Origin of the sequence: Hymenobacter negativus (genome assembly GCF_016056375.1) — a bacterium.
GTDB lineage: Bacteria > Bacteroidota > Bacteroidia > Cytophagales > Hymenobacteraceae > Hymenobacter > Hymenobacter negativus_A.
Genome location: NZ_JAEDAE010000003.1, coordinates 61,040 through 86,996, shown reverse-complemented (window position 1 = coordinate 86,996; position 25,957 = coordinate 61,040). Strand labels below are relative to the sequence as shown.

The window sequence follows — 25,957 nt, the reverse complement described above, 5'->3', positions numbered from 1 at the left end:
TGATTCAGAAAAACTAACATGCAAAAAGCCGCGGTGAAGCGGCTTTCTGGCTCAGGTGTGGGTTGGGCTCGTCACGGCCCGGAATTCGTTGATTTGTTCTTGCAATTCGCGCGCGGCGGCACCCGCGTCCTTCGCCTGCCAGATGCCGCGCGAGGAGTTTATCAGCAGGCCGCTGCCGTCGGCGCGGAGGCCGGCGCGGAGCGTGGCAGCCAGGTCGCCGCCCTGCGCGCCGATGCCCGGCACCAGAAACCACTGCTCGGGGCAGGCGGCGCGTACTTTGGCCACGGCGGCCGGCTCGGTAGCGCCCACCACGAGGCCGATGGTGGATTCGGTCAACTCCTCGTCCATCAGGCGGGCCAGGCGGGCGGCCCAGTCGCTGATGGAGCCACCGCGCGTCATGGCGGCGTCTTGCAAGCCGTGCAGGGGCTTGTTGGAGGTTTTGGCGAGCGAGAACACCATCTTGCCGGGCCGGGCGAAGGGCCGGATGGTGTCGTCGCCCATGTAGGGATTCACCGTCACGGCGTCGGCCCCCACGATGTCGTAGGCGAAGCGGGCGTACTGCTCGGCGGTGTTGGCGATGTCGCCGAATTTACCATCCAGAATCACCGGGATGTCCTGCGGGATGCTGCGCACGGTGTCGCGAAGCATGGCCACGCCGTTTTCGCGGCTCAGGAAAAAGGCCAGGTTGGGCTTGAAAGCAGCCGCATAGGGCGCGGTTTCGGCAATGACTTCGCGCAGCCGCTGTGTGGCCTGGGCGTCGTCGCCCGTGGGGTCGAGGCCCACGCACAGCAGGGAATTAACAGTTTCGACGCGGGTGAGGAGCTTTTGCATGGCGGGGTGCGAAGCGGGTTTGGGTGGGATTTGAGGAGAGTGTTGAGCAGTTATCGAGTGGCGGAAACGGTGTGGGCTACTTCGGCAGCCAGCCGCGCCGTGAGGCCGGGCGACAACCATTCGCCGCTGGCTACCTGCACGGCCTGGGCTCCTACGCGCAAGTAGTCCTGCACATCGCGCAGCGTGAAAATGCCACCCGTTCCAAATATGGGAAGCTGTAGTTTTTCGTCATTGACCAGTTCCCACACGCAGCGTAGCGACAAGGGCCGCAGTGCCTCGCCCGAGAGCCCGCCTACCAGCGGCGCGGCGGCGGGGTCGGCGGGCAGGTGCAGCACTTTCAGGGTGTTGGTGGCGGCCAGGGCGGTGGCGCCACCTTCCTGCGCGCCCAGGGCCAGGCCCCGGATGTGGTCGGGCCACGGCGGCAGCTTCACAATCACGGCCGCGTCGGGGCGCAGCTCGTTGCGCACGGCCTCGGTCGCTTCGCGCACGAAGCGGGCCGTCACATCGGCCCCGGCGCCGGCGGGCGGCACCGTGATGTACACTTCCAGCCCGGCCAGCTGCGCGCCAGCCTCGCGCTGCAGGTAGCGCGCAATCTTGCGGAAGCCCGGCACGCCCGGCGCCGTCACGCTCACAAACACCGGCACGCCGAAGCGGCGCAGGCGCGGCAGGTGCTCCTGCACCAGCAGCTCGGCCCCCTCGGTGCGCAGGTCGGTGCGATTGAGCAGGGTTTGGTCGGCCACTTGCAGGATGCCTTCGTCGCCGGGCAGGCCAGCGCGGGGCTCCATGGTCACGGTTTTGGTGAAAATCGCGCCCAGTTGCTCATAGCCTTCGCCGGCGAGGTCCCAGGGTGCCGCCGCCAGGCATACGGCATTCTGTAAGGTAATGGCGCCGAGTTTCATATCAGGAGTTGTCAGTGGTTGGTTGTCAGCGGCCTGGCCCGATACCCACAGCTGGCTTCGCTACTATAAGTTAGCACCGCGGGGGAAATAATTACGGTTTGTCAGTTGTCGGCTCGGATTGGGACCAGCGCCCAAAGGCGCAGGCAGGCTCGGTTTTTTGGCAGAAAAAAAGCCACTCCGAAAAACGAAATGGCTATAGGCAATGCGTCGGCACGACGGCCGGGCTGGGCACAAAAAAACCGTTTCGGAAAACCGGAACGGCAACGGGACAAAGACCAGAAAAAGCAGCAGAAAAATCGACAAAACCGGCGGGCGACAAGACCTGTTGGTCTCGCTGCGGAGCGTCGGGGCCGAGCATTCCGCACTTCATCAATTGGTTATTGGGGTGAAGCACGATGCAAAATTAACGAAGCATTACGCCCAGCCAATCTTTGATAATGTTAATTTTTTATTGCGCCGTTCTTTCCAGGTTTTGTTTCGGCTGTAACTGGCTAATCAGCGCGTATTTCACGGCGATTATTGGCCAATAAAAATTTTCAGCCATCTGTAACGCATTGCGCTGCAACCACAACCCACCGTAACTTTGACTGTTTATCCCAGAGAGGAAGCCGCCGGCCGCACTTGTCAGGCAATAAAAAAGGCCATGAAATACAGCGTATTTCATGGCCTTTTTTGCTTAGCGGGTAAGCGGGCTTCAGGGTCGCAACAAACCGACCCGACGCCTCCGCAGAACTACAAATCAGCTCGTAGGGCCGGTGTCAACTTTCGACTCAATTGTGGCCTGCACGGTGCTGCTCACGGCCGAGAGGATGTTGTAGCCCGTGGCCGACTCGATAGCGTCGACGGTGGTGCGGTAAGCGCCCCAGCTTGTGCCGATGGAGTTGGTGTTGGGCATGTTCACGGCGATAACGCGGGTGCTGGTCGTCACACGGCTGGCGTCGGAACTGCCTTCGGGCAGCACCACCATCACCTTCCAGCAGTTGCTGGGCACGGTGATGCGGCCCGCATCGATGGTGGTAGCGTAGCCGCTGGAGCCGGTGCCGCCGCTGCCGTAGCTGCCGGCAATGATGTAAATTTCGTAGCCCTGGCCCACCAGGGTGCGGGCGTAGTTTTCGAGGCCGGCCCAGGTTTGCTGGTTATTGGTGGGGGCCTGAGGCATCATGTTGCTCATCAGGAACGTGGCCGTGTTATCGGCCACCGAGCCGGTGCGGTCGGCGCTGGGGCAGTTGTGGCCGCGGTCGAAGCCCGAGCCGCTGTAGCTGGTGCTGCCCACGTGGTACCACGAAGAAGGCAGGGTAGCATCCGCCGCGAAATTGTCCTGGCGAGCAGTGCTGCCCAGCCAGGCGCTGCTCAGGTGCCAGCTCACCCAGTTTGGCTTGCCCTTGTCGCGGCTATACGACATGGTGTACTGGGTTTTGGTCATCAGGTAGTTGTTGGGCGAGTTGGTGGCGTCGGTCACGGCGCCGCTGGGGTTGCCCATGGCCAGGTTGCTGTCGCGGGTGGCGTCCTGGTTTACGGTGGCGGCGGTGGGCTGCTGGCTCGGGGCCACTTGCTCGGTGCGCGAACACGACGCGGCCAGGGCCAGAAGCAGCGCGGCGCTGCTGATGCGGGTAATCGTTTGCTTCATAAAAACAGGTTGAAAATGGGAGTTGATGAACAGTGACCGCAAAATTCCTGCGTTGGAATTGCCTCACTGCCACCGTAATGTTACCGCTATGTTACCAATCAACTAAATATGAGACCATCAAGATTTTGGCATTTTGCCTCCATCCACATACAATCATATTTATCCCTGCTATTATTCAGCAAAAGCCATCAAATCACGCCATATTCATTGCCATTATTGCATAAAAACCAATACATACTTATCAATTCCGTCAGACGCATCGTGCTTATGCACGAAAAAGTCCCGTTGGCTCTGCCAACGGGACTTCCTAAACTGAAGCAGCAATGTTATCGGCCGCTTACCATCAGCCGCTGCGTAGCCAGGCGCTGCCCGGCTGCATCGCGTAGCACTACGTGGTAGAGGCCGGGGGCCAGCCCGGGCAGGGCCAGCCCGGTGGTGGCTGCGCCCACGGGCTGCTGGCTCACCAGCTGGCCCATTTCCGAGTACGTTTGAACCAGGCCACCGTCGGCGGGCATATTGCTGAAGCGAACCTGCACGGCCTGGGCATTGGGGGCGGGGTTGGGGTAGGCTTCGAGCTGCGGCACGGCCATGGCTTTGCTCACCGATACCACTACCACGGGCGAGAAAGACTGGGTACCGTCGTGGTCTACCTGCCGCAGGCGGTAGTAGAGCGTGGCAACGCCCAGGGTGCCGGCTTCAGCATCGCGGAGCTTGTAGGCCAGCGGGCTGGTGCTGCTGCCGGCCGCTGCTACCTGGCCCACGGCTTTGAAGGCGGCTTCGCTGCCCGTGGAGCGTTCCACGGCAAAGTAGCTGCTGTTCTTTTCGGTGGCAGTGGTCCAGCTCAGCTCGGCCGCGCCATTGGTCCACTTGCCCACAAAGGCCGTGAGCTCTACGGGCAACGGGATGATGGTGCTGATGAGGCCGCTGGCCAGGTTGTCGGCGAAGGCCTGATATACATTGATGTTCACCCCAAGGGCCGCCGTGGAGGCCGCGCTGATTTGGACGGAAGCAAAGTTTTTGGTGGTCAGAAACGATACTTCCTGCCGGCCATCGGGCAACAGGTTCAGCGACAGGAGCGACGAGCCCGAGGCGCTTTCCAGCAGGTTGCCGGCCGCATCATACGTACTTAGGGTGAGGCGGCTAAGCAGGCTGGCATCGAGCAAGCCGCTGTTGTTGCTGATAATCATGCCGGCGCGGTAGCCTGCTTGTCCCACATCGGTTTTCACCGTGCTGCCCGGGGCACGCAGGTCCAGCTTCAGCTCGGCCGTGGAGGCGATGCCGCCGCCAATGTTGATGACGGCTTTCGTGGCGGGGTCGTTGTCGGCCGCGCCGGCGGGGTTGCTCACGCCGCAGCCAGCGCACACCACCGCCGAGGTGTTGGTGGCGTAGTTGGTGTTCGATACCGGCTGCCCAAAATCTGACAGGTAGCGCGTGGTGCCCGTGAAAGCAGCCGGCTCCACGCCAAAACCGTAGTAAATATCCAGGTTATCGAGGGCCGCCAGCGCGCCAATCTGCTCAATCTTCACCTCATCAAACGCAGACTTGGTGGGAAAGCTCACCTGGTATTTGCCATCGGGCAGCAGCTTCACATCCAGCAGGTTGGCGCCGGTGGCCGATTCCTGCTTCACCGACACCCCGTTGATGGTCTTATAAGTAGTAATGCGCAGGGCCGACAGCGCCGCCAAATCGATGATGCCGGAGCTGCCCAGCACAAAGCCCGCGTAGTAACCGGCCGGGGCCGTTTTCGAGCTTTCGAGCTTGACGCTGAGCGACGAAGGGCAATTGACCGAAATGAACGTGCCGAACGTAGCGTGGTTGGTCAGGCTGTTATCAACGGCATACTCCGGGTTGTAAATATTGGTATTGCCGCACACACTCACCACATCGCCGGGCGTGATGGCCGTGTTGTAGTAGGAAGAAAGGTCGCTGGCCGGAAAGTGCGACGTGAGCCCGCGCACCGGCTGCTGCACCAGCGACTGTATGGCGTAAGCATAATAAACATTGAGGCGATACAGCACGTCTACCGTCCCGCCTACTTCCAGCTCAATGTCATCGAATGCCTGCTTGGCCACAAACTCTAGCTGCATCGGACGGTCGGTGCCTGCCACCAAGCGCAGGCTTTGCACTACGGCCAGCGAAACCACCTGCGTTTCGACGGCGGTGGTGCCACCACGCAGATAGGTGCGCAGCGTGTACGTACCCAGCGCACTCACGCCCGCCAGGCTGGCCGGCGGAGCTACCAGCATGCCGACACGGTCGCCGGCGCTGGCCTGGCGGTCGAGCCCCAGGCGCAGGCTCACGCTTTTACCAGCGGTGACAAACTTTGTAATGGTAGCATAATCGGCCGTATTAGAGCCATTGGCGGCCTGCCCCGGGTTGGTTACTCCCCCACCCAGCAGGCTGCAAAGCGCGGGCACCAGGCAGCTGCTGCTGGCCGAGGCGACCCCACCCGTGGAATAAATTGGGTTGCCGGCGGCGCTGGCAGTGCCCATTGCCAGCACCACGAGCAGGCTGGCAAGCAGCCACGCCCGAAACCGAACCAGTGAAGCGGAAGTTAGAGTAAGGGATTCCATAATGATTAGCAAAAAATATTTAACTCTTTGGCACTGTGCCTGCCACATCCTTGCAATTCCGTGGCCATGTCGGCTCAACCCCATTCCTGGCCAACTGGCTGATTATATATAATTCTCAATATGTTTAATCTATTTCCCAATTCCGGAAAATTGTCCTAAAATGGGAATTTATTAATAATAACAGCGCAATCCGATTGCATTTTGACTTCGTATATGCCCCGTTAATGGCCTTTTTTAGCCTAATAAAATTTTTGTTACGTATTTTTGCAATATAATTTTTCCAATGAAACGCTTGTAGTATTTGTCTTGCTTCAGCGTTTCAACCGGTAGTTTTCGACTAGCGGGGCGTTATTTCGGGCATCCACACCCCTTTCTGCATGAACTCAGCTCTACCTTTCAAAATTTTTGTCGTCGAGGACAATGAGTGGTATGGCGAGTTGCTTCTGCACCGCCTGAGCCAGAACCCCAACCATAGCGTAACACGCTTTACCACGGCCCGGGCGTGCCTGGAGCAGCTGGGCGAGAAGCCGGATTTTATTACGCTCGATTACTCGCTACCCGATGCCAAGGGCGAGCAGGTGCTGCGCCAGATTCGGGAGCGGCTGCGGGGCACCGAAGTCGTGGTGATTTCAGGCCAGGAAGACGTGAGCACGGCCGTCAACATGCTCCAGCAGGGTGCTTATGACTACCTGGTGAAAGACGAGAATACCCTCGACCGCCTCTGGAACCTGGTGGGCAAGGTGGAGCAGCAGGTGAGCCTGCGCCGCGAAAACACCCAACTCCGCCAGCAGATTGGGGCCCGTCACGGGGCCGGCCAAGCCATTCTGGGCGAGCACGCGTCGATGCAGGCCGTGCAGAACCTCATCACCAAAGCGGCCCGCACCACCATCACGGTGAGCGTGAGCGGCGAAACCGGCACCGGCAAGGAATTGGTGGCCAAGGCCATCCATTTTCAGTCGAGCCGGGCCAGCCAGCCCTTCGTGGCGGTGAACATGGCCGCCATTCCGCGCGAGTTGGTGGAGAGCGAGCTGTTTGGGCACGAGAAAGGCGCGTTTACCGGGGCAGTGGCGCGCCGCGTGGGGCGGCTGGAAGAAGCGACCAGCGGCACCCTGTTTCTGGACGAAATTGCCGACCTCGACCTGAGCCTGCAGGCCAAGCTGCTGCGGGTGCTGCAGGAGCGGGAAGTGACCCGTGTGGGCGGCAGCCAGGCCATTCCGTTCGATGTGCGCCTGATAGTGGCCACGCACCGCGACCTGCTGACCGAAGTGCAGGCCGGCCGCTTCCGCGAAGACCTGTATTACCGCCTGCTGGGCCTGCCCATTGCCCTGCCCCCGCTGCGCCAGCGCGGGGCCGATGTGCTGATGTTGGCCGAGGTGTTTGTGCGCGACTTCTGCCAGCTCAACAACCTGCCGCCGCGCCAGCTCACCGACTCGGCTCGCGAACAGCTTAAGGCCCATCCGTTTCCGGGCAACGTGCGCGAACTGAAAGCCGTGGTGGAGCTGGCCACCGTGCTGGCCGACGGCGAGTTTATTCAGGGCGAAGACCTCCCCCTGCGCCCCGGCAAGGCCACCATCGGCCCCGGCAGCCAGCTTTCGCTGCGCGAGCAAACCACGGCCATCGTTCAGAACTGCCTCGATGAGATGAATGGCGACGTGCTGGCGGTGGCGGCCCGGCTGGGCATCGGAAAGTCCACTATTTATCGTATGTTACAGCAACGGGAGCTGCACATTGCCTAAGCACCGCATGGCGGGCCGGCGAGTCTTCGCCGGGTTTATTAGTCCGCATTTTATTTGCTTGCGACATTATTTACGCTTAGTCCTTTTTTGATGCGTCGCTCCCGCTATCCTCGTCTGGCCCGCCGGACAGCTGTGCCGGCTGCCCGGCGGGTAGCCGAGCGCACGATGCAGCTACCCACGCCCACCGGCAGCACCGCCCGCCAGAACGCGGGCCCGCCGGCGCAGGTGCTGGCCGACCGGGTTCCGCTTATCCTGTTCAGCTACGACTTGCGGCACCGCAAGCTGGTGCACTGCAACCGGCATTGCCACTCCGTGCTGGGCTACTCGGCGCAGATGCTACTGGACCTGGGTCCGGGCCTGACGCAGCATGTGCTGCACCCTGATTCTCTGGCGCAGCTCTTAAAATCGGACGTCAGGCAGCTGCTGGCGCGCAACAAGAAGGCCACCTGGGACTGCCGCGTGCGCCACCACGACGGCAGTTGGCGCTTGTTGCGCCTGCAGGTGCAGGCCAGCGTGCTGGGCCCCGAGGGCCAGGTTTGGGAAATTATGGGCAGTGCCGAGGACGTGACCCGCCACCGCGCCGCCGTGGATGAGCTGCGCCAGAGCCGCCACCTGCTGCGGCAGGTGCTGGACGTGGTGCCCAACCTGGTGGCTGTGTTCGACCTGCACCAGCAGCGCCCGACCTACGCCAACCGCCGCATCGAAACCTTGCTGGGCTATACCAGCCATGAGATTATGGCTTTCCCTCCGGGTGGCCTGCTTCCGCATCTGCTGCCGCCCGATTCGCTGGCGCGCTACACGGCCACCATGCAGGCAATGGCCCAACTGCCCGAGGGCCAGATGAAAACCATTGAGTTTCCGGCCCGCCACCGCGACGGCTCTATCCGCTGGCTGCACAGCACCCTGGCGGCTTTTGGCCGCGATGCCAACGGCCTGACCAGCAGCATTCTCAGCGTAACCGACGACATTACCGAGCAGCGGGCCGCCGATGAGCAGCACCGCCTCGCCACTACGCGCCTCACCGAGCAGCACCGCCTGTTCCGGCAGGTGATTGATGCGCTGCCGCATCCCATTTACCTGAAGGATGAGCACGGCAACTACCTGCTGGCCAACCGGGCGCTGGCGGCGCTGTATGACCTGACGCCCGACGAGCTGGTGCGCGCCGGCAAACCCGATATTCCGATTACGGCAGACACTGCCCGCTACCGGCAGCAGGACCTGCACGTGCTTACCACCGGCCAAGACCTGACGCTGGAAGAATCTTTTACGAACCCTGATGGCCGCATCGAGTGGTTTAGCAGCGTGAAGCGGCTCTTTGTGCAGGACGACGGCACGGCCCAGGTGCTGGGCGTGGATAGCAACATCACCGAACTCAAAAGCACGCAGCAGGCCCTGGAAAGCGCCATTGCCACGGCCCAGGTGGATGCCCAGGCGAAAGAGGATTTTCTGGCCAACATGAGCCACGAAATTCGCACGCCGCTGCACGGCATTCTGGGCCTGACGGGGGTGCTGGTGAAAACCACGCTCAGCCGCAGCCAACACGACTACCTGCGGTTGCTGGGCGAATCGGCCGAGCACCTGCTCAACGTGCTGAACGACGTGCTGACCACCGCCCGCCTTGGCGCGGGCAAGCTCCAGCCCGAGGCCATGCCCTTCGCCCCCAGCGAGCTGCTGCGCGGCTGCGCGGCCCTGCTTCGCCCCCGCGCCCGCGAAAAAGGCCTGCGCCTGCGCATCGAGAAGCCCACGCTGGCCGTGCAGGTGCTGGGCGATGCCCACCGTCTGCGCCAGGTGCTGCTCAACCTGGTCAGCAACGCCATTAAGTTCACCGAAACCGGCACCATCCGCCTGCGCTGCCGGGTGGTGCCCGCCCCCCGCCAACACACCGAGCCGGCGGGCACCGTGTGGCTGCAGTTTATGGTGAGCGATACCGGCCTGGGCATTGCCCCCGACACGCTGGACAAAATATTCGAGCCCTTCACCCAGGCCACCGCCAGCACCGACCGCGAGTACGGCGGCACGGGGCTGGGCCTGAGCATTTCGGAAGGCCTTGTGAAGCTCATGGGCGGGGCGCTGCGCGTGTGCAGCGAGGTGGACCAGGGCAGCACCTTTGCCTTCATCCTGGCCTTCCAGCCGGTGGCTACGGCCAGCTCCGTGCCCGCCGAAACCCCAGCCGAAGCTGTGCCTTTGGCCGAGGCCGGCCGCATTTTGCTGGTAGAAGACAACTTAGTAAACAGCCTGCTAGCCGAAACCGTGCTGCGCAACTGGGGCTGGCAGGTGACCACCGCCGCCAGCGGCCCGGCCGCCATCAAGCTGTTCGAACATCGCACCTTCGACCTGGTTTTGATGGATATTCAGATGCCGGGCATGGATGGCGAAATGGCCGCCCGTGCCCTGCGCGAGCACCCCGACCCCAACCAAGCTGCCACCCCGGTCATCGCCCTCACGGCCCGCGCCCAGGTCGGCGAGGCCGAACGCCTGCAGGCATCCGGCTTTGCCGGCTACCTTGCTAAGCCTTACCGCGAAGAGCAGCTTCTCGAAACCATGCACGCCGTGCTGGCGAGCCACCGCCAGGTGAGCGAACCTGCCCCTACTTACCACACCACTCCTTCTATGGCTTCTGCTCCCCCCCTCTACAACCTGAGCAACGTGCGCCAACTGGTACGCAACGACGAAACCATTGTGCGCCGCCTGGCCTGGGCCTTCATCGAAACCACGCCTGCCATCCTCACCGCCCTCGACGAGGCCCTGACCAAAGCCGACTGGGAAGCCCTCGGCGACGCCGCTCACCACCTCAAAAGCTCCCTCGATGGCCTGGGGGTAGAGAGCCTGCGCCACGTCATCCGGGAGGCGGAAGCCTATGGCGAAACGCCCCCGGCCCCGGCGCATGCCGCCCAGCAGGTCACCCTTATCCGCACCGTTACGGAGCAGGTGATGGCCAGCCTGCGCACAGAATTTCCGGAGCAGCAGGCTTAGCACTCATGCCGTTCCCTGTGCCCCCAGCCACGCCGGCCCCGCTCATTTATACCGATACCCTGGTGATTGGGGCGGGCCAGGCCGGGCTGGCGGCGGCTTACTACCTGCAACAGCACGGCGTCGATTTTCGGGTGTTGGATGCGGCCCCCACCGCCGGCCACGCCTGGGATGCGCGCTACGATTCGCTGCGGCTGTTCTCGCCGGCCTGGGCCAGTGGGCTGCCCGGCCGGCCCTGGCCCGGCAACCGGCTGCGCTACCCCACCCAAGCCGAGACCAGCGCCTACCTGCGCGATTACGCCGCTCATTTCGGGTTTCCAATCGATACCAACCAGCGCGTGACCCGGCTGATGGCCGCCCCCGGCCGGCCTGGCTACCACGCGCACACCGCCGCAGGCCGCACCTACGCGGCCCGACGCGTGATTGTGGCCACCGGCCCTTATACCACCCCCAAAATCCCGGCTTGGGCCGCCCAGCTGCCGGCCGCCGTGGCCCAGCTGCCCAGCCGCGACTACCGCCGCCCGGGCCAGCTGCCCGGCACCGGCCCGGTGGCCGTGGTGGGCAGCGGCAACTCGGCCCTGCAAATCGCGGCCGACATTGCGGCCACCGGGCGGCCGGTTTTCGTGGCCTTCGATGAGAAAACCCCAGCCATGCCCAACAACCAGCTTATGTGGGCCGCGATGGCCCTCACGGGCACTATGCGCTTCTCGCGCCACACGGCCCTCGGCCGCTGGATGATGGCCCAGACCGAGCCCGTGGTGAGCGGCGACCTGGCACGCCTGCGCCGGCTGCCGGCGGCCACGTTTATCGGCCGGGGCGTGGCAGCGCTGGCCACCGGGGCCATTCAGGGCCAGCGGGCAGCTTCGCCCCCGCTCGATGCCGTGGTATGGGCCACCGGCTACCGCCCGGATTACGGATGGATAGAATTGCCCATTCTTGAGCCCGATGGCCAGCCCCGGCACCACCGGGGAATCACGGCCGCGCCCGGCGTGGCTTTTCTGGGGCTGGGCTGGCTCGACAGTCGCAACTCGGCCTTGCTCAACGGCATTGGGGCCGATGCCCGGCGCGTGGTGCGGGCGCTATTGCAAATGCCCTAATTTTATTGAAACCCGGCCGCGTCTTTCGGGGTTGAACACCTCAGATGCAGCTTGCTGAATCTGGCTGCTTTTTATCCACCCGATTTTTCTGTCGCATTATGTTTATTTTCATGCTTGGCCTCTTGCTGGTCACCGCCATTCTCGCGCTCAAAACAGTGTCCAACGTCGAGAAAATGCTCACCCCCATCCCGGTGCGGGCCCGGTAATTTCTCCGTTTTTGACAATAAAAAAAGCAGCCCGAAAGCTGCTTTTTTTATTGTCTGATAATTGACCGAATTTGCGGTTAGCGAATAACCAATTTGCACATCTGGCTGGTATTGTCCGACTCGAGCCGCACGTAATACAAGCCGTTGGCGAACTTGCTCAAATCAAGCGTCCGCGAATATTTGTCGTTGAATTCCGTTACGGTTTCGTGGTACAACACCGAGCCGATTACGTTCAGCACGCTCAGCTCCACTTTCTTGCCCTGCAAGTTGTTGATGGTGAGGTGAACGATACCAGTACTGGGGTTAGGGTACACCAGCAGGTTTTTGTCGTCTCCGGGCCGGGCTTGCTGGCCGTGCCGGCTCGTGGCGGCAGCCGAAGCAGTGGACGTGGTGCGCATTAATGGCCCCATTCCGAGGCTAAGACAGACAAATAATAACAGAGGTAAAAGTAAGCGTTGCATCATAGTAGTAATTAGTGGGTTGGTAGAAAGAGCGGCGGGTGTTGAAGTAACGAAAAAAGTTGCTTTTGGTTGACAAAGGTACGGTGCTTATTCAGTAAGCTACACCAGAATATCCAAAAACCTCGATAGACTACGCTACTTTCGCTTCCATTGTTCGTATTCTCCCGACCAATTAAATGGACATTTTATTGATTGGCGGTGGCTTAGCCGGCCTGGCGGCAGCTCTCGACCTGGCCCGGCGCGGCCATCAGGTGGCGGTGGTGGAGCGCAAGCAGTACCCGTTCCATAAAGTGTGCGGCGAGTACGTGAGCAACGAGGTGCTCCCCTACCTGCGCCGCCTCGGGGCCGACCCGGCCGAGCTGGGGCCGGCGGCCATTTCCCGGTTTCTGTTGTCATCGCCGGGCGGCCGCATCCTCACCAGCCCGCTCGACCTGGGCGGCTTTGGGGTGAGCCGCTACGTGCTCGATGACTTTCTCTACCAGAAAGGCTTAGCGGCGGGCGTCACCTTTCACCTCAAAAGCACAGTAACGGATGTGGCCTTCGACCCCGCCGCCAACCGCCACACCGTGACCCTGGCCGACGGCCGCACCCTCGCGGCCCGTGTGGTACTGGGCACCTATGGCAAGCGCGCCAACCTCGACCGGCAGCTGCAACGGCCGTTTTTTGCGCAGCGCTCGCCCTACCTCGGGGTGAAGTACCACCTGCGCCTGCCGGGCTTTCCGCGCGATGTAATTGCGCTGCACAATTTTGCCGACGGCTACGCCGGCATCTCGGCCATTGAGGAAGACAAGCTGTGCTTTTGCTACCTGAGCACCCGCCAGAACTTGAAGACCCACGGCACCATTCCGGCGCTGGAGCGGCAGGTACTGGCCCGCAATCCGCGCCTGCGCGAAATCCTGGACGCGGCCGAAGTGCTGTACCCGCAGCCCGAAGTCATCAACGAAATATCCTTCGCGCCCAAGCAGCCCGTGGAGCAGCACGTGCTGATGTGCGGCGACGCGGCAGGCCTCATCACGCCGCTGTGCGGCAATGGCATGGCCATGGCGCTGCACGGCGCGGCGCTGGCAGCAGCCGCGGCCGACGGTTTTTTGGCGGGCCGCACCAGCCGGGTGCAGATGGAAGCGGACTACGCCCGGGCCTGGCAGGCCCAGTTTGGGGCGCGGCTGCGGGTGGGCCGGGCGGTGCAGCAACTTTTTGGCGGGCCACTGCTGAGCGAGGCGGTGGTGGGCGGCCTGCGCTACTGGCCGGGGGCCGTGCGGGCGCTGATGCGCCGCACCCACGGCCAGCCGTTTTAGCGCCGGCTGCAACGCAGGCCAGAATGTTGTTGGCGCTTTTTTGCGACGGCGGGCACTTCTGGCACTTCTTTTACCGTAGATTAAAGCAATATTAAAACCTGCCGCACGGGCCAGTAGTTGCCCCGGCAGACTTTCCGCTACCTGACTTCCTAATTTATTTCCGGCATGCCGAGCTATTTAGGTGCCATCGGCACTGCCAATCCTGCCCACCGCATCGCGCAGCCACAAATTGCCGATTTCATGGCCCAGGCCCTGCAATTTGGCGAGGACGACACGCGCAAGTTGCGGGCGCTGTACCGGGTTTCGGGCATTGCGCACCGCTACTCGGTGCTGCCCGACTACGGCCGGGCCAACGGCGACTACACGTTTTTTCCCAATACGCCCACCCTGGAGCCCTTCCCGAGCGTGGGCCAGCGCATGGCCGCGTACCGCCGCGAAGCCCTGCCGCTGGCCACCGAGGCCGTGCGCGAATGCCTGCGCCAGGTGCCCGACGCGACGTCGGCCAGCATCACCCACCTGGTGACGGTGAGCTGCACGGGCATGTACGCACCGGGGTTAGACATTGAGCTGGTGCAGGCCTTGGGCCTGCGTTCCGACGTGCGCCGCACCTGCGTGAACTTCATGGGCTGCTACGCCGCCGTGAATGCCGTGAAGCTGGCCGATGCTTTCTGCCGCGCCGATGCCGAGGCCCGTGTGCTGATTGTGAGCGTGGAGCTGTGCACACTGCACTTCCAGAAAAGCCGGGAGGAAGACCACCTCGTTAGCAACGCGCTGTTTGGCGACGGGGCGGCGGCCTGCCTGGTGCAGAGCACACCGCTGCCCAATGGCGTGCCCAGCCTGGCATTGCAGGCCTTCCATTGTGGGCTGGAACCCGATGGCCACGACGACATGGCGTGGCACATCAACGACTTTGGGTTTGAGATGACGCTAAGCAGCTACGTGCCGAAACTGATTCAGCGCGGCATCCGCAGTCTGACGGATGGGCTGCTGGCCAGTCTGCCCGTGGAGTTGGGCGACATCCGCCACTTCGCCATCCACCCGGGTGGGCGCAAAATTTTGGAAACCATCGAGGCCGAGCTGGGCCTTACCCACGACGACAACCGCCACGCCTACCGCGTGCTGCGCGACTATGGCAACATGTCGTCGGCCACGGTGCTGTATGTGCTGCGCGACGTGCTGGCCCACGCCACGCCGGCCGATAATGGCGCGCCCGTGCTCAGCTTCGCTTTCGGCCCCGGCCTGACAATGGAGGCCATGCTGCTACAGGTTTCATTCAACAATTATCATTCAACATTTAACAAGCAGGAAAGCGAGGAAGGCATTGATTCACAGGCTAACAGCGCAGTTGCTACGTCGCCACTCGAACTGTTAAATGTTAATTGATAAATGTTAAATGAACGAGCCGCCGGCCCGGAGCTGATGGACGACCTGACGCTGGCCAATGACGCCCTGCGCCAGAACCTCGACGAGCTGGAAACCATCAATACCTGGCTGGGCGGCTATGCGCCGGTGCTAAACGCGCTGCAACGCCTGAAAAGCCGGTTTCCGGCCGCCCGGCCCCTGCGGCTGGCCGACCTGGGCAGCGGCGGCGGCGACACGCTGCGCCACGTAGCCCGCTGGGCGCGCAAAAACGGCGTTTCCCTTGAACTGACAGGCATTGATGCCAACCAATTCATGCTGGAATATGCCACGGCCAAAAGCTGGGAATACCCGGAAATTAGCTACCAGCAGTTCGATATTTTCGCCCCGGAATTTCAGGCCCAGCTCTACGATGTGCTGACGTGCAGCCTGTTCTGCCACCATTTCACCGACGAGGAGCTGGTGACGCTGCTGCGGCAATGGCAGCAGCAGGCCGGCGTAGCCGTCGTCATCAACGACTTGCACCGGCACTGGCTGGCCTACCACAGCATCAAGTGGCTGACGCGGCTGCTGGGCGGCTCCTACCTCGTGCGCCACGATGCGCCGCTGTCGGTGGCCCGGGCCTTTCGGCGCCAGGACTGGGTGGTACTGCTGGCGCAGGCCGGCATCACAAATTATGAGTTGCGCTGGCGCTGGGCCTTTCGCTGGCAGGTGATAATTAGTGGTTAACGGTTAGTGGTTAACCACTAATAAAGCCCAGCCGCCACGCGGTAGGTATTGGCGTGGGCTTCCACAATGTCGATGATGCGCTCGGAGTAGCCGCCGCCCATGCACACCACCACGGGCAGGCGGTGGTGGTGACAGAGGCCAAGTACCAGCTCGTCGCGCTGGCGGCAGCCTTCGCGGGTGAGGGCCAGGTGGCCGAGCTTGTCGGTGGCCAGCACGTCCACGCCCGCCAGGTAGAACACGAAATCGGGCTGCACTTCATCAATGAGGCGGGGCAGGGTTTCGGTTAGCAGCTTTAGGTAGTGGGCGTCGTCGGTGCCATCGGGCAGGGGCAGGTCGAGGTCGGAGGTTTCTTTGCGGGCGGGGTAGTTGCGGCCGCCGTGCATGGAGAAGGTAAACACCCGGGGGTCGTGCTGAAAAATGGCGGCCGTACCGTTGCCCTGGTGCACGTCGAGGTCTACGATAAGGACCTTGCGCGCGTAGCCGTGGGCCAGCAGCCACGCGGCAGCCGCGGCCTGGTCATTCAGCAGGCAAAACCCTTCGCCCCGCGCCCTAAACGCGTGGTGCGTGCCGCCCGCGATGTTGAACGCCACGCCGTGCGCCAGCGCCCGCCGCGCCGCCTCAATGGTGCCGCCCAGGATGGTGATTTCGCGCTCAACCAGGTCCGCCGACCACGGGAAGCCGGTGGCCCGCTCTTCCTGCCGGGTGAGCTGGCCGGTGCGCAGGCGGTGGTAATAGTCGGCATCGTGCACCCGCAGAATATCCGCATCGGGCGGCGGCTGGGCCACGAAAAAATCGGCGGCTGTGGCGGTGCCTTCGTGCAGGAGCTGCTCGGGCAGCAGCTCGTATTTGAGCATGGGAAAGCGGTGGCCGGCGGGCAGTGGGTGGGCGTAGCAGGGCGCGAAAGCAATGGGCAGCATCAGGGCAAAAGTCGGTAGTACGGCCCGGGAACAGGCTGCGCAATTTTATAACATCAGAACCGGGCTGAAATGCTTGTCTTTGTGCGGCCCGGTGTGCTTCTTGCTGCTGTGAATACGGCCACCAGCTGCTGGCAAAGCTGAGGAAACCCCAGAGACATCAAAAAACGCCCCGGCGGCTGAAGTCGGGGCGTTTTCATTTGCTTTTAGCGAGGGGGGAGTGAAGTGTTAGGGCTGCTCGCCCACGCGCCGTTTCCATTCGGCCTGCGCCGCCGCGCCATACCATACCGTGCACCGCGTGAGCAGCGCGGGGTTGCCGGGCTCGGCAAACAGCTCCAGCGGCCCGATGCCCAGCAGCGGCACCTCGTCGCGGCTCACGAGGTGGAATCCGTCCAAGGCGGTGTCGATGAAAACACTGGCCGCGTAGTCGTAGAGCAGTTCCGCGTCCTCATCGGGCACGTACTCGCCGGCCGCCAGCAGCACCCGGCGCAGGGCCGTGGCCAGCGGATACTGACGGTGCCGCAGAATAGCATCGGCGAGCAATTGCTGCTCAGCGGTGACTTCGGCCATTTTTTATAACAGATTCCCCATGTCGAACAAGCCCCGCTGGTGGCTGCGGCCGCAATAAGCAAGTGCCCGGCTACCCAAACGGCGAGGCCATCGTTAACAACCCTCGGCCCCAAAAGTACCAGCCCGAAGGCCAATGCCTGGGATTGGCGCCGAAAAAGCCTTGCCGCACATTAGGCCAACCGCCCCAGGCTCAGATGTGGCGCCTATTTTCACCGCTGTTTACGGCAACACACCGGCACCACGTCGCGGGCTTCTTGCCAGGCGGCGGGCGTAGTGGTTTTCGTGCGCTGGTTACTTTTTCAGCAATTTCCCATGGCAAATAAATCAACGCTGCTAGTGCTGGTGAGCCTGGCGGCTGCCGGGTGCGGCCGGGCAACCGATGAGGAGGCCGCTATTCGGCAGGTGCTGGAACGGGAGGCGGCCACCTGGCGGGCCGGCGATGCGCCGGGCCACGCTGCCTGCTGGCACATCCAGCCCTACAGCCGCATTCTGGTGTCGACGGCCGAGGGCAAGGCGCTGGATATTCCCCCCGCCCTGATGGTTTCGGCATCGCCGGCAATGGGCCAGGGCGGCAAAGCAGTGCAATCCAACTTCAAGATGAGCATTGCCGGCAATAGCGCCTGGGTGAGCCACGACGAAGAATCGACGGCCCAAAACGGGCAGAAAACCTTTTCCCACGAAATCCGGCTGCTCGAGAAAATTGATAACCAATGGAAGCTCGTAGGGCAGTCTATTCATGCCTACAAGCCCTAAGAGGCCCAGCCCAACGAGGAAGGAAGCACCAAACCCTATCCGCGACAAAACCGGGGGCAAACAAATAAAAAACCCTCACTGCGCCGTGCAATGAGGGTTTCCGTGAGGCGTATTGGGCTCGAACCAACGACCTCCACCGTGTCAGGGTGGCGCTCTGAACCAACTGAGCTAACACCCCGGAGCCGGCCATGCCCGTGGGCCGCTGCGCCAAAGGTAGCGCCGCCTGGCGCATAGCGCGAAACGAGCCCCTTTTTTCAGGGTAAAAAGTGAAGTCAGGCAACCTTCTGGTCCCGGCAAAGTATAGGGGCAAACGGGAATAGTAATCTTCCCTGGCTTCTGGCCCATTACCCTCACTTCATTTCACCCATGAAAAAGACTCTCCTATTGTTGCTGCTGGCCATTACTTCAGCCTCTTCTGCGTTTGCCCAGGCGGCTCCCGGTGGTGCTCTTTCTTCGAAAGACTATACCGGTGGCAAAACCACCGACTCGCGCAATACCGGCTTCGGCGTGAAGGGCGGCTATAACCTCAACGGCCTGCGCGGCGATGATGTTAAGGGCATCGACCGCAACTCGCACAGCGACTTCCATGCCGGCGTGTACGGGCAGTTTGGTTTCGATGACTTCTCCTCAGTGCAGGTGGAGCTGCTGTACTCGCGCCTAGGCTTCACGGCCAATACTGGCGCTGGCAAAGCCCAGCAAACCTACCGCACTACGTACATCCAGCTGCCCATCATGTACGTGGGCAACTTCACCGACAACCTAAGCTTTCACGTAGGCCCGCAGGCCTCGCTGCTTATCAATGCCACGAAGGACGGCTCGACGCTCGGGCTGGCCGACAACGGCTTCAATACCTTTGATTTTGGCGGCGTGGGCGGTTTGGAAGCACGCATTGGCCCAGCCCGCGTAGGAGCCCGCTACAACCTAAGCCTGGGTAAGTTGTTTGAAGATAATATTCCCACCGGCAAAGCCATCGACCCGGCGTTTGGCAACGCGAAAATTTACAACAACCTGTTGCAGGTTTACGTGGGCATCGGCTTCACGCAATAGGCTCACCATCTTTCGCATCGTTTGAAAAAAAGGAAGCTCTGCCAGGGCTTCCTTTTTTCTTTCTCTCTATTCCTTTCCCAGCCATGCATGCCGCCCCTGCCGTCGATATTGCCAGCCTCTTCATGGCCCGCGAGCTGCTACTGGGCCGGGGGCTGGCGGTGCTGGCGGCCTGGGTGCTGCTGAACCTGGTGGGCAGCGGCTACTACCTGGCGCGGAGCGACCGCCGGCACGAGCCGTACTATTTCCACGGCATGAATGTGGGCTGGGGGCTGGTGAATGCCGGGCTGGCCGCGTGGGGCATTCTGCACCTGCACTTTGTGGCCCCCGCAGGGCTGGTGCCCGCCGAGTTGTTCCAAACCCAGCTCTTCAACGAAAACCTGTTTTTGCTGAATGCCGGGCTCGACGTGGCCTACATCATGACGGGCTCTTACCTGCGGGCGCGGGCCCTGGTGCCGGGGCAGCCGCGCCCAGTGCGGTTGTTAGGCTTTGGTCGCTCGCTGTGGGTGCAGGGAGGTTTTTTGCTGGTGTTTGATGCCTCGATGTGGAGTGTGCTGCACTGGCTGGGGCGCGACTGGTTCCGGCTGCTGGGCTGAAGTGTGACAGTGTCCCAACCTGGGATGATTGGCCCATTTTGAGAAAAACCAATTTTCGTTCGTGCGGCAGTAGGCGTTGTAAACCGACAGAACAGGCAGGTTCGACGGAAAAGCTGGCTGTCGGAAATTCCGGGAGGAGAGCTTTGCGTAGCTCTCCCGCCACCGCCCTCGCCCAAGGCATTGCCGGGAAGCCCGGATTTCAGCCGCCTGTTTATGCGTTTTTTCTTCTCCGTTTTCGCCTCCATTTGCCTGCTGCTGACGTTCGGTGCGCAGGCTAGCACCCTCGACCGGGTCGAGGCCGTGGTGCTCACGTCGCCCGCTGGCGGCACGCGTCTCAACGGCATTCTGCGGCTGCCCACAGGCGCCGGCCCTTTCCCGGCGGTCGTGCTGCTGCCCGAGCACGAAGCCGGCACCCTGGCTCCTAACGAGGCCGATAAGCAACTACTGAGCAGCCTGGCCGACTACCTCGTGAGCCAGGGCATGGTGGTGCTGCGCCTTCAGGAGCGCAGCGCGAGCGAAGGCCCCGGCACGGTGGCCGACCGCTCGGCCGATGCCCTGGCCGCCCTGAACTACCTGCGCACCCGCCCCCAGGTTGATGTGACGCGGCTGGGCCTCATTGGCCACGGCGAGGGCGGCAACGTGGCCCTGCTGGCCAGCGCGCAGCTACAGGCTCCCACGTTTGTGGTGGCGCTGGCCGCATCGGGCCTGCCCGGCCGCGAGCTGCTGGCCGCCCAGCCCACCATGTATGGCAAGGTGCTCGGCCAGGACTCGACCGACGCGCAGCGCCAGCGCAAGTACCGGCTCGACCAGGTGGCTGCCGAGCAGGAGGCCGCCAGGCTGCGAGCCCACGGCTCGAACAGCGCCCAGGTGCAAACCTACCTGGACCAGCAGCGCCTGCGCCAGAAAATGGCCATGCGCCGCGACGAGGAGAACTTGGTGAAGCACCAGCGCGCCATGCTGGAAATAGTGCGCCAAACGCCCGATAATGCCCAGGCCCAGGCCATTCTCAGCAACATGCTGCGCCAGCGCTACACTGGCATTGCCCCGCAGGACGTGCAGGCCAGCGTGCATACCCTGACCACGCCCGCCTACCGCAACTACCTGGCCTTCGACCCCGTGGCTGCGCTGCCGAAAGTGCAGTGCCCCGTGCTGCTGCTTCACGGCGACGACGATGCCGAAGTAAACGCCTTGGTTAACCTGGCGCTGCTCAAAAAAGGCCTCCGCGCCAATGCCCGCGTGACGGAAATGCACGTGCCCGGCCTAAACCACGCCCTGCAGATTAGCAAGGAAGAGGCCGCCGGCATGTCGCCCGCGCCGGTTTCGCCCGACGCCCAGGCCAACATTTACACCTGGATTATGAGCCAGAAATAGCATTGGCCGCTTTCCGCTTTCGTACCTGAGACAAGATGGAAAAGCCCGACAATTCAATTTGTCGGGCTTTTCCATTTCCAGCTAGTGCGGTGGGCTTGGTCAGCAAAGTTGGGCCGGTGGTCGGGCGGGCACCGGCTCAGGCCGATTACAGCGTGCTGAACTCGGCTTTTTGTAGCCTGCTTTCGTATCGGTAAACAGCTCGCATACAAACGCGGAGCAGTGTTACTGCATATGAAAATATTTTTGCCTGGCCGGGCGGCCCTGCTGCTGATACTGCTGAGCGTGGCGGCCTGCAACTCGAAGAAAAAAGACGACGAAGCCGGCGGCCCGGGTGGCAAGGGCGGCAAAGATGGCGGCCCCGCGCCCATCAAGGACTACCCGGTGCTGGTGGTGCGGCCTGATACCGTGACGCTGTTTCAGGACTATCCCGCCACCATTCAGGGGCAGCAGAACGTGGAAATCCGGCCCAAAGTAGACGGGTTTGTGGAAGCCATTTACGTAGACGAAGGCGCCAGCGTGAAGAAGGGCCAGAAGCTTTTCCACATCAGCGCGCCGCAGTACGAGCAGGAAGTGCGCACGGCCCGCGCCGGTATCAAAACCGCGCAGGCCGACGTGGATGCCGCCCGCATGGGCGTAGAAAAAGTGCGGCCGCTGGTTGAGAAAGGCATCATCAGCAAGTACCAGTTGGAGGGTGCGCAGTACACCCTTGAATCGAAGGAAGCCGCCCTGGCGCAGGCGCAGGCCACGCTGGCCAATGCTCTCACTAACCTGGGCTACACCACTATCACCAGCCCGGTGGATGGCGTGATGGGCACCATCCCCAACAAAATCGGCAGCCTGGTGAGCAGCACCTCGGCCGACCCGCTCACCACCATTTCCAGCACCGGCAACGTGTACGCCTACTTCTCGCTTAGTGAAAAAGCACTGCTGGATTTTGCCCGCCGCCGCCCCGGCAACACCCTGCAGGAAAAGCTCTCGAACGTGCCCGACGTGCTGCTGGTGCTGGCCGACGGCAGCGTGTACCCCTACCACGGCCGCGTAAAAACCGCCATCGGTCAGATTAACACCGAAACCGGCGCCAGCAGCTTCCGCGCCACCTTCCCCAACCCGCAGGGGCTGCTGCGCAGCGGCAGCAGCGGCTCGGTGCGCACCCAGCGCCCAATGGATAATGCCCTCATCATCCCGCAAAGCGCCACCTACGAGTTGCAGGGCAAGCGCTTCGCCTATGTAGTAGGCCGCGATACGGCCGCGCACGCCGCCGCCATCACGGTGGTGCCCACGCCGGATGGGGCGTCGTTTGTGGTGCAGAAAGGCCTGAAAGCAGGTCAGCAAGTGGTGCTCGAAGGCATCAGCGGACTGAAAGAGGGCGCGAAGATTCGGCCGAAAGTGGTGAAGGCCGTGCCAAAGAAAGAGGACGTTGCGGGCGGGTAACCTCTTCCCCCGGCCCCCTCTCCTTGGGGAGAGGGGGAGCCAGTCCCGCGCCTTGCTCTCGTTTTATTTTCCAAAAGATTCCCCGCGCCTGATTCGTCAGGCTCCCCCTCTCCCAAGGAGAGGGGGCCGGGGGTGAGGTTATCCGTCAGGTTTATGCTAAAAATATTCATCGAGCGCCCCGTGCTCTCCACCGTTATTTCGGTGATAATCGTGCTGTTGGGCGTGCTGGGGCTGCTGCAGCTGCCCATTGCGCAGTACCCCGACATTTCGCCGCCCACCGTGCAGGTATCGGCCAGCTACGCGGGCGCCAACGCCGACGTGGTGCTGAAAAGCGTGCTGGTGCCGCTGGAAGAGCAGATAAACGGCGTGGAAGGCATGACTTACATGACGTCCTCGGCCACCAACGAAGGCGCGGGCAGCATTCAGGTGTACTTCAACGTGGGCACCGACCCCGACCAGGCCGCCGTGGACGTGCAGAACCGCGTGGCCAGCGCCACCAGCCTGCTGCCCCAGGAAGTGACTCTAGCCGGCGTGACCGTACGCAAGCAACAGAGCAGCAACCTGCTGATTTTCGCCCTCTACTCCGACAACCCGGCCTACGACCAGACCTTCCTCCAGAACTACGCCCAGATTAACATCGTGCCGCAAATCAAGCGGGTGAACGGGGTGGGCAACTCCAATGCTTTCGGCTCGCGCGACTATGCCATGCGCGTCTGGCTCAAGCCCGATGTGATGGCCATCTACGGCCTCACGCCGGCCGACATCTCGGCCGCGCTGGCTGACCAAAATGTGGAAGCCGCCCCTGGCAAATTCGGCGAAAACTCCGACCAGAGCTTCCAGTACGTCATCAAGTACACCGGCAAGCTGGTGTCGGTGGAGCAGTTCGAGAACATCATTCTCAAGAGCACGGGCTCGGGCCAGCTGCTGCACCTCAAGGACGTGGCCCGGCTGGAGCTGGGCGCCCAGGCCTACAGCAGCAACAGCGCCACCTTCGGCAAGCCCTCGGTGGGCATTTCGGTGAACCAGACGCCGGGCTCCAATGCCCGCGACGTGATTGAGAAGTCGCTGGAGGTGCTGAAGACAGCTGAAAAGTCGTTTCCGGCCGGCATTCACTACACCAACCTGGTTAATATCAACGATTTCCTGGACGCCTCCATCAGCAAGGTGATTCACACGCTGCTGGAATGTTTTGCGCTGGTGTTCCTGGTGATTTTCATCTTTCTACAGGATTTCCGGTCCACTATTATTCACGGCGTGTCGGTGCCGGTGTCTATTATCGGCACGTTTTTCTTTCTCAAGGTCTTCGGGTACAGCATCAACCTACTCACGCTGTTTGCGTTGGTGCTGGCCATTGGCATTGTGGTCGATGACGCCATTGTGGTGGTGGAGGCCGTGCACGCCAAGCTCGAAGGCGGCTACACTTCCCCGCGTAAGGCCGCCATCGATGCCATGAGCGAGATAACCGGGGCCATTCTCAGCATCACGCTGGTGATGGCGGCCGTGTTTCTGCCGGTCACGTTCATCACCGGCTCGGTGGGGGTTTTTTACAAGCAGTTCGGCATCACGCTGGCGGTGGCCATTCTGATTTCAGCCGTGAATGCCCTGACCCTTTGCCCGGCGCTGGCAGCCCTGTTTCTGAAACCGCCCCACCACGAGGGCGAGGCTGAAACCGAGGAAGCGCAAAACGAGGAAAAAACCACCGACCCCAAAGCAGCTGCCGAAGCAAAAGATGCGCAGAAACCGCCGCAGAAAAAGGGCTTCATGAAGCGGTTCAGCATCGCCTTCAATGCGGCTTACGATGCGCTGGTGGGCAAATACACCAAGGCCGTCACGTTCCTTTCGGCCCGCAAGTGGCTGTCGCTGATTGCGGTGGCGGGCTTTGGGGCGGGGCTGTATTTCCTGATGACGACCACGCCCAGCAGCTTCGTGCCGAACGAAGACATGGGCACCATTTTCGTAAACGTGAGCCTACCGCCGGCCTCCACGCTGGAGCGCACCACGGCCGTGAACACCCAAGTCGATAGCCTGATTCGGACCATTCCGGCGGTGAAGGGCACCCTGCGCATCACGGGCCAGAATTTCCTGGCCGGGCAGGGCAGCGCCTACGGCATGGTCATCGTGCGCCTCAAGCCCTGGGACGAGCGCAAGAAGATGAACAACGAGGCCGTTATCAAGGAGATAAGCAAGCTCACGGCCAATATTCGGGCCGGTGATATCCGGGCCATTTCCCAGCCCACCATCACGGGCTTTGGCGCCACCGGCGGCTTCACCTTCCAGCTTCAGGACAAGGGCGGACACACCACGGCTGAGTTTTTCAAAGTGGCGCAGGATTTTCTGGCCGAGCTGAATAAACGGCCTGAAATTCAGTACGCCAGCACGGCCTTCAACCCCGGTTTCCCTCAGTACCAGCTGAGTGTGAACGTGGCCAAGGTGAAACAGGCCGGCCTGACGGAAAAAGACGTGCTGAATGCCATGCAGGTATTCTACGGTGGCTCCTACGCCTCCAACTTCAACCAGTTTGGCAAGCAGTACCGGGTGATGGTGCAGGCCGACTCGGCCTACCGCGCCAACCCCGAGGGCCTGAGCAAAGTCTTCGTGCGCAACGCCGACGGCGTGATGGCCCCGCTCACCGAATTCGTGACCCTGACGCGCATCTACGGCCCCGAAAGCCTCTCGCGCTTCAACCTGTTCACCTCCATTTCGGTGAACGGCTCGCCCAAGGAAGGCAGCAGTTCGGGCGAGGCGCTGCTGGCCATTCAGGAAGTGGCGCAGAAGCTGCCGGCCGGCTATGGCTACGAGTTTTCGGGCATCAGCCGCGAAGAGCAAGGCAGCGGCAAGCAGTCGCTCTACATTTTCGGGCTGTCATTAGTGTTTGTATACCTGCTGCTGAGCGCGCAGTACGAGAGCTATATCCTGCCGTTTGCGGTGCTGCTTTCGATTCCGATTGGCTTGTGCGGCACGTATTTGTTCGCCAAGCTTTTCGGCATCGATAACAACATCTACCTGCAGATTTCGGTGATTATGCTTATCGGCCTGCTGGCCAAAAACGCCATCCTCATCATCGAATTCTCGCTAGCCCGACGCCGCGACGACGGCATGGAAATCATGGAAGCGGCCATTGAAGGGGCCAAAGCTCGCCTGCGCCCTATTCTGATGACTTCATTCGCCTTCGTATTTGGCCTGATGCCGCTGCTCTTTGCCAGCGGCGCGGGGGCCAATGGCAACAAGAGCATTGGGGCCGGGGCCATTGGCGGCATGCTGTTTGGCACGCTGGTCGGGGTGTTTTTCATCCCCGTGCTCTTTGTCGTTTTTGAAGGCTTGCAGGAAGCCATCAGCGGCCCGCCGAAAACTAAAGAGCAACTGGAAAAAGAGGAAGCCGAAGGCGGCCCGCCCGCGAAGGATGGGGAGAAGAAGCCGGATAACAAACCCGAGGATAAGCCGCAGCCCGAACCCGCTGTGGCCTAGCGTTGCCAGTGCTCCACCGGCCCGCGTACC

General features: G+C 62.1%; 20 protein-coding genes and 1 tRNA gene. 12 read left to right on the top strand and 9 right to left on the bottom strand.

The genetic code is table 11. From position 1 onward, the window contains the following. Positions 1 to 51 precede the first annotated feature (51 nt). The 5 genes from pyrF to I7X13_RS08345 form a co-directional block, all read right to left on the bottom strand. Positions 52 to 831: an orotidine-5'-phosphate decarboxylase gene (pyrF, locus tag I7X13_RS08365; RefSeq protein WP_198075135.1), complete on the bottom strand. Its 780-nt coding sequence runs from the start codon at positions 829 to 831 to the stop codon at positions 52 to 54. A gap of 50 nt (positions 832 to 881) precedes the next feature. Further along, a complete protein-coding gene (locus tag I7X13_RS08360) occupies positions 882 to 1,730 on the bottom strand; it encodes a dihydroorotate dehydrogenase (RefSeq protein ID WP_198075134.1) in 849 nt (282 codons plus the stop codon). Positions 1,731 to 2,178: 448 nt separating this feature from the next. Then, entirely contained in the window at positions 2,179 to 2,394 is a 216-nt protein-coding gene (locus tag I7X13_RS08355; RefSeq protein ID WP_198067595.1) for a hypothetical protein, read from the bottom strand. Positions 2,395 to 2,469: 75 nt separating this feature from the next. After that, on the bottom strand, positions 2,470 to 3,357 hold the full coding sequence (locus I7X13_RS08350; RefSeq protein ID WP_198075133.1) for a DNA/RNA non-specific endonuclease: 888 nt from the start codon (positions 3,355 to 3,357) through the stop codon (positions 2,470 to 2,472). A 326-nt stretch (positions 3,358 to 3,683) separates the two neighbouring features. Next, positions 3,684 to 5,930 (bottom strand): T9SS type A sorting domain-containing protein, encoded by a 2,247-nt coding sequence (locus I7X13_RS08345; RefSeq protein ID WP_198075132.1) that lies wholly within the window; start codon positions 5,928 to 5,930, stop codon positions 3,684 to 3,686. A gap of 377 nt (positions 5,931 to 6,307) precedes the next feature. Between I7X13_RS08345 and I7X13_RS08340 the strand changes: the two genes are divergently transcribed. The 3 genes from I7X13_RS08340 (at position 6,308) to I7X13_RS08330 (ending at position 11,733) form a co-directional block, all read left to right on the top strand. Then, positions 6,308 to 7,666 carry a sigma-54-dependent transcriptional regulator gene (locus I7X13_RS08340; RefSeq protein WP_198067592.1) on the top strand — a complete coding sequence of 453 codons (1,359 nt, stop codon included), beginning with the start codon at positions 6,308 to 6,310 and terminating at the stop codon, positions 7,664 to 7,666. 90 nt (positions 7,667 to 7,756) lie between these two features. Then, positions 7,757 to 10,639 (top strand): PAS domain-containing hybrid sensor histidine kinase/response regulator, encoded by a 2,883-nt coding sequence (locus I7X13_RS08335; RefSeq protein WP_198075131.1) that lies wholly within the window; start codon positions 7,757 to 7,759, stop codon positions 10,637 to 10,639. A 17-nt stretch (positions 10,640 to 10,656) separates the two neighbouring features. Beyond that, positions 10,657 to 11,733: a flavin-containing monooxygenase gene (locus I7X13_RS08330; RefSeq protein ID WP_213019049.1), complete on the top strand. Its 1,077-nt coding sequence runs from the start codon at positions 10,657 to 10,659 to the stop codon at positions 11,731 to 11,733. A gap of 283 nt (positions 11,734 to 12,016) precedes the next feature. On the opposite strand, the gene I7X13_RS08325 is transcribed toward I7X13_RS08330, so the two are convergent. After that, on the bottom strand, positions 12,017 to 12,349 hold the full coding sequence (locus tag I7X13_RS08325) for a T9SS type A sorting domain-containing protein (protein WP_198075129.1): 333 nt from the start codon (positions 12,347 to 12,349) through the stop codon (positions 12,017 to 12,019). Positions 12,350 to 12,576: 227 nt separating this feature from the next. On the opposite strand from I7X13_RS08325, the gene I7X13_RS08320 reads away from it, so the two are divergent. From I7X13_RS08320 to I7X13_RS08310, 3 genes are all read left to right on the top strand, one after another. Next, positions 12,577 to 13,695, top strand: a complete 1,119-nt coding sequence (locus I7X13_RS08320) for an NAD(P)/FAD-dependent oxidoreductase (protein ID WP_198075128.1) — start codon at positions 12,577 to 12,579, stop codon at positions 13,693 to 13,695. 165 nt (positions 13,696 to 13,860) lie between these two features. Beyond that, entirely contained in the window at positions 13,861 to 15,078 is a 1,218-nt protein-coding gene (locus tag I7X13_RS08315) for a type III polyketide synthase (protein WP_198075127.1), read from the top strand. Positions 15,079 to 15,081: 3 nt separating this feature from the next. Further along, positions 15,082 to 15,783 (top strand): methyltransferase domain-containing protein, encoded by a 702-nt coding sequence (locus I7X13_RS08310; RefSeq protein ID WP_198075126.1) that lies wholly within the window; start codon positions 15,082 to 15,084, stop codon positions 15,781 to 15,783. Positions 15,784 to 15,800: 17 nt separating this feature from the next. Here I7X13_RS08310 and I7X13_RS08305 read toward each other — a convergent pair whose 3' ends face one another. Then, positions 15,801 to 16,700, bottom strand: coding sequence for a histone deacetylase family protein (locus tag I7X13_RS08305; protein ID WP_198075125.1), 900 nt, complete (start codon positions 16,698 to 16,700; stop codon positions 15,801 to 15,803). Between the two features lie 225 nt (positions 16,701 to 16,925). Then, a complete protein-coding gene (locus I7X13_RS08300; protein ID WP_198075124.1) occupies positions 16,926 to 17,267 on the bottom strand; it encodes a hypothetical protein in 342 nt (113 codons plus the stop codon). Positions 17,268 to 17,579: 312 nt separating this feature from the next. On the opposite strand from I7X13_RS08300, the gene I7X13_RS08295 reads away from it, so the two are divergent. Next, a complete protein-coding gene (locus tag I7X13_RS08295; protein ID WP_198075123.1) occupies positions 17,580 to 18,020 on the top strand; it encodes a nuclear transport factor 2 family protein in 441 nt (146 codons plus the stop codon). A 103-nt stretch (positions 18,021 to 18,123) separates the two neighbouring features. Here I7X13_RS08295 and I7X13_RS08290 read toward each other — a convergent pair. Next, positions 18,124 to 18,198, bottom strand: a tRNA-Val gene (locus I7X13_RS08290). 188 nt (positions 18,199 to 18,386) lie between these two features. On the opposite strand from I7X13_RS08290, the gene I7X13_RS08285 reads away from it, so the two are divergent. The 5 genes from I7X13_RS08285 to I7X13_RS08265 all read left to right on the top strand — a co-directional run bounded on the left by I7X13_RS08285 (position 18,387) and on the right by I7X13_RS08265 (position 25,927). Continuing rightward, entirely contained in the window at positions 18,387 to 19,067 is a 681-nt protein-coding gene (locus I7X13_RS08285) for a porin family protein (protein ID WP_198067582.1), read from the top strand. A gap of 83 nt (positions 19,068 to 19,150) precedes the next feature. Continuing rightward, the gene (locus tag I7X13_RS08280; protein WP_198075122.1) at positions 19,151 to 19,660 is read left to right on the top strand and encodes a DUF6992 family protein; all 510 of its coding nucleotides are present in this window, start codon (positions 19,151 to 19,153) and stop codon (positions 19,658 to 19,660) included. A gap of 213 nt (positions 19,661 to 19,873) precedes the next feature. Further along, entirely contained in the window at positions 19,874 to 21,031 is a 1,158-nt protein-coding gene (locus I7X13_RS08275; RefSeq protein ID WP_198075121.1) for an alpha/beta hydrolase, read from the top strand. A 231-nt stretch (positions 21,032 to 21,262) separates the two neighbouring features. Continuing rightward, positions 21,263 to 22,462, top strand: coding sequence for an efflux RND transporter periplasmic adaptor subunit (locus I7X13_RS08270; protein WP_198067579.1), 1,200 nt, complete (start codon positions 21,263 to 21,265; stop codon positions 22,460 to 22,462). Between the two features lie 153 nt (positions 22,463 to 22,615). Beyond that, complete coding sequence (locus tag I7X13_RS08265) at positions 22,616 to 25,927, top strand: efflux RND transporter permease subunit (RefSeq protein WP_198075120.1); 3,312 nt, start codon at positions 22,616 to 22,618, stop codon at positions 25,925 to 25,927. The last annotated feature ends 30 nt before the right edge of the window (positions 25,928 to 25,957 follow it).

Bases quoted from the DNA above. Each gene is read 5' to 3' on its own strand.
- pyrF (WP_198075135.1), bottom strand. From the start codon at position 831: ATGCAAAAGCTCCTCACCCGCGTCGAAACTGTTAATTCCCTGCTGTGC.
- I7X13_RS08360 (WP_198075134.1), bottom strand. From the start codon at position 1,730: ATGAAACTCGGCGCCATTACCTTACAGAATGCCGTATGCCTGGCGGCG.
- I7X13_RS08355 (WP_198067595.1), bottom strand. From the start codon at position 2,394: ATGAAATACGCTGTATTTCATGGCCTTTTTTATTGCCTGACAAGTGCG.
- I7X13_RS08350 (WP_198075133.1), bottom strand. From the start codon at position 3,357: ATGAAGCAAACGATTACCCGCATCAGCAGCGCCGCGCTGCTTCTGGCC.
- I7X13_RS08345 (WP_198075132.1), bottom strand. From the start codon at position 5,930: ATGGAATCCCTTACTCTAACTTCCGCTTCACTGGTTCGGTTTCGGGCG.
- I7X13_RS08340 (WP_198067592.1), top strand. From the start codon at position 6,308: ATGAACTCAGCTCTACCTTTCAAAATTTTTGTCGTCGAGGACAATGAG.
- I7X13_RS08335 (WP_198075131.1), top strand. From the start codon at position 7,757: ATGCGTCGCTCCCGCTATCCTCGTCTGGCCCGCCGGACAGCTGTGCCG.
- I7X13_RS08325 (WP_198075129.1), bottom strand. From the start codon at position 12,349: ATGGGGCCATTAATGCGCACCACGTCCACTGCTTCGGCTGCCGCCACG.
- I7X13_RS08320 (WP_198075128.1), top strand. From the start codon at position 12,577: ATGGACATTTTATTGATTGGCGGTGGCTTAGCCGGCCTGGCGGCAGCT.
- I7X13_RS08315 (WP_198075127.1), top strand. From the start codon at position 13,861: ATGCCGAGCTATTTAGGTGCCATCGGCACTGCCAATCCTGCCCACCGC.
- I7X13_RS08310 (WP_198075126.1), top strand. From the start codon at position 15,082: ATGTTAAATGAACGAGCCGCCGGCCCGGAGCTGATGGACGACCTGACG.
- I7X13_RS08305 (WP_198075125.1), bottom strand. From the start codon at position 16,700: ATGCTGCCCATTGCTTTCGCGCCCTGCTACGCCCACCCACTGCCCGCC.
- I7X13_RS08300 (WP_198075124.1), bottom strand. From the start codon at position 17,267: ATGGCCGAAGTCACCGCTGAGCAGCAATTGCTCGCCGATGCTATTCTG.
- I7X13_RS08295 (WP_198075123.1), top strand. From the start codon at position 17,580: ATGGCAAATAAATCAACGCTGCTAGTGCTGGTGAGCCTGGCGGCTGCC.
- I7X13_RS08285 (WP_198067582.1), top strand. From the start codon at position 18,387: ATGAAAAAGACTCTCCTATTGTTGCTGCTGGCCATTACTTCAGCCTCT.
- I7X13_RS08280 (WP_198075122.1), top strand. From the start codon at position 19,151: ATGCATGCCGCCCCTGCCGTCGATATTGCCAGCCTCTTCATGGCCCGC.
- I7X13_RS08275 (WP_198075121.1), top strand. From the start codon at position 19,874: ATGCGTTTTTTCTTCTCCGTTTTCGCCTCCATTTGCCTGCTGCTGACG.
- I7X13_RS08270 (WP_198067579.1), top strand. From the start codon at position 21,263: ATGAAAATATTTTTGCCTGGCCGGGCGGCCCTGCTGCTGATACTGCTG.
- I7X13_RS08265 (WP_198075120.1), top strand. From the start codon at position 22,616: ATGCTAAAAATATTCATCGAGCGCCCCGTGCTCTCCACCGTTATTTCG.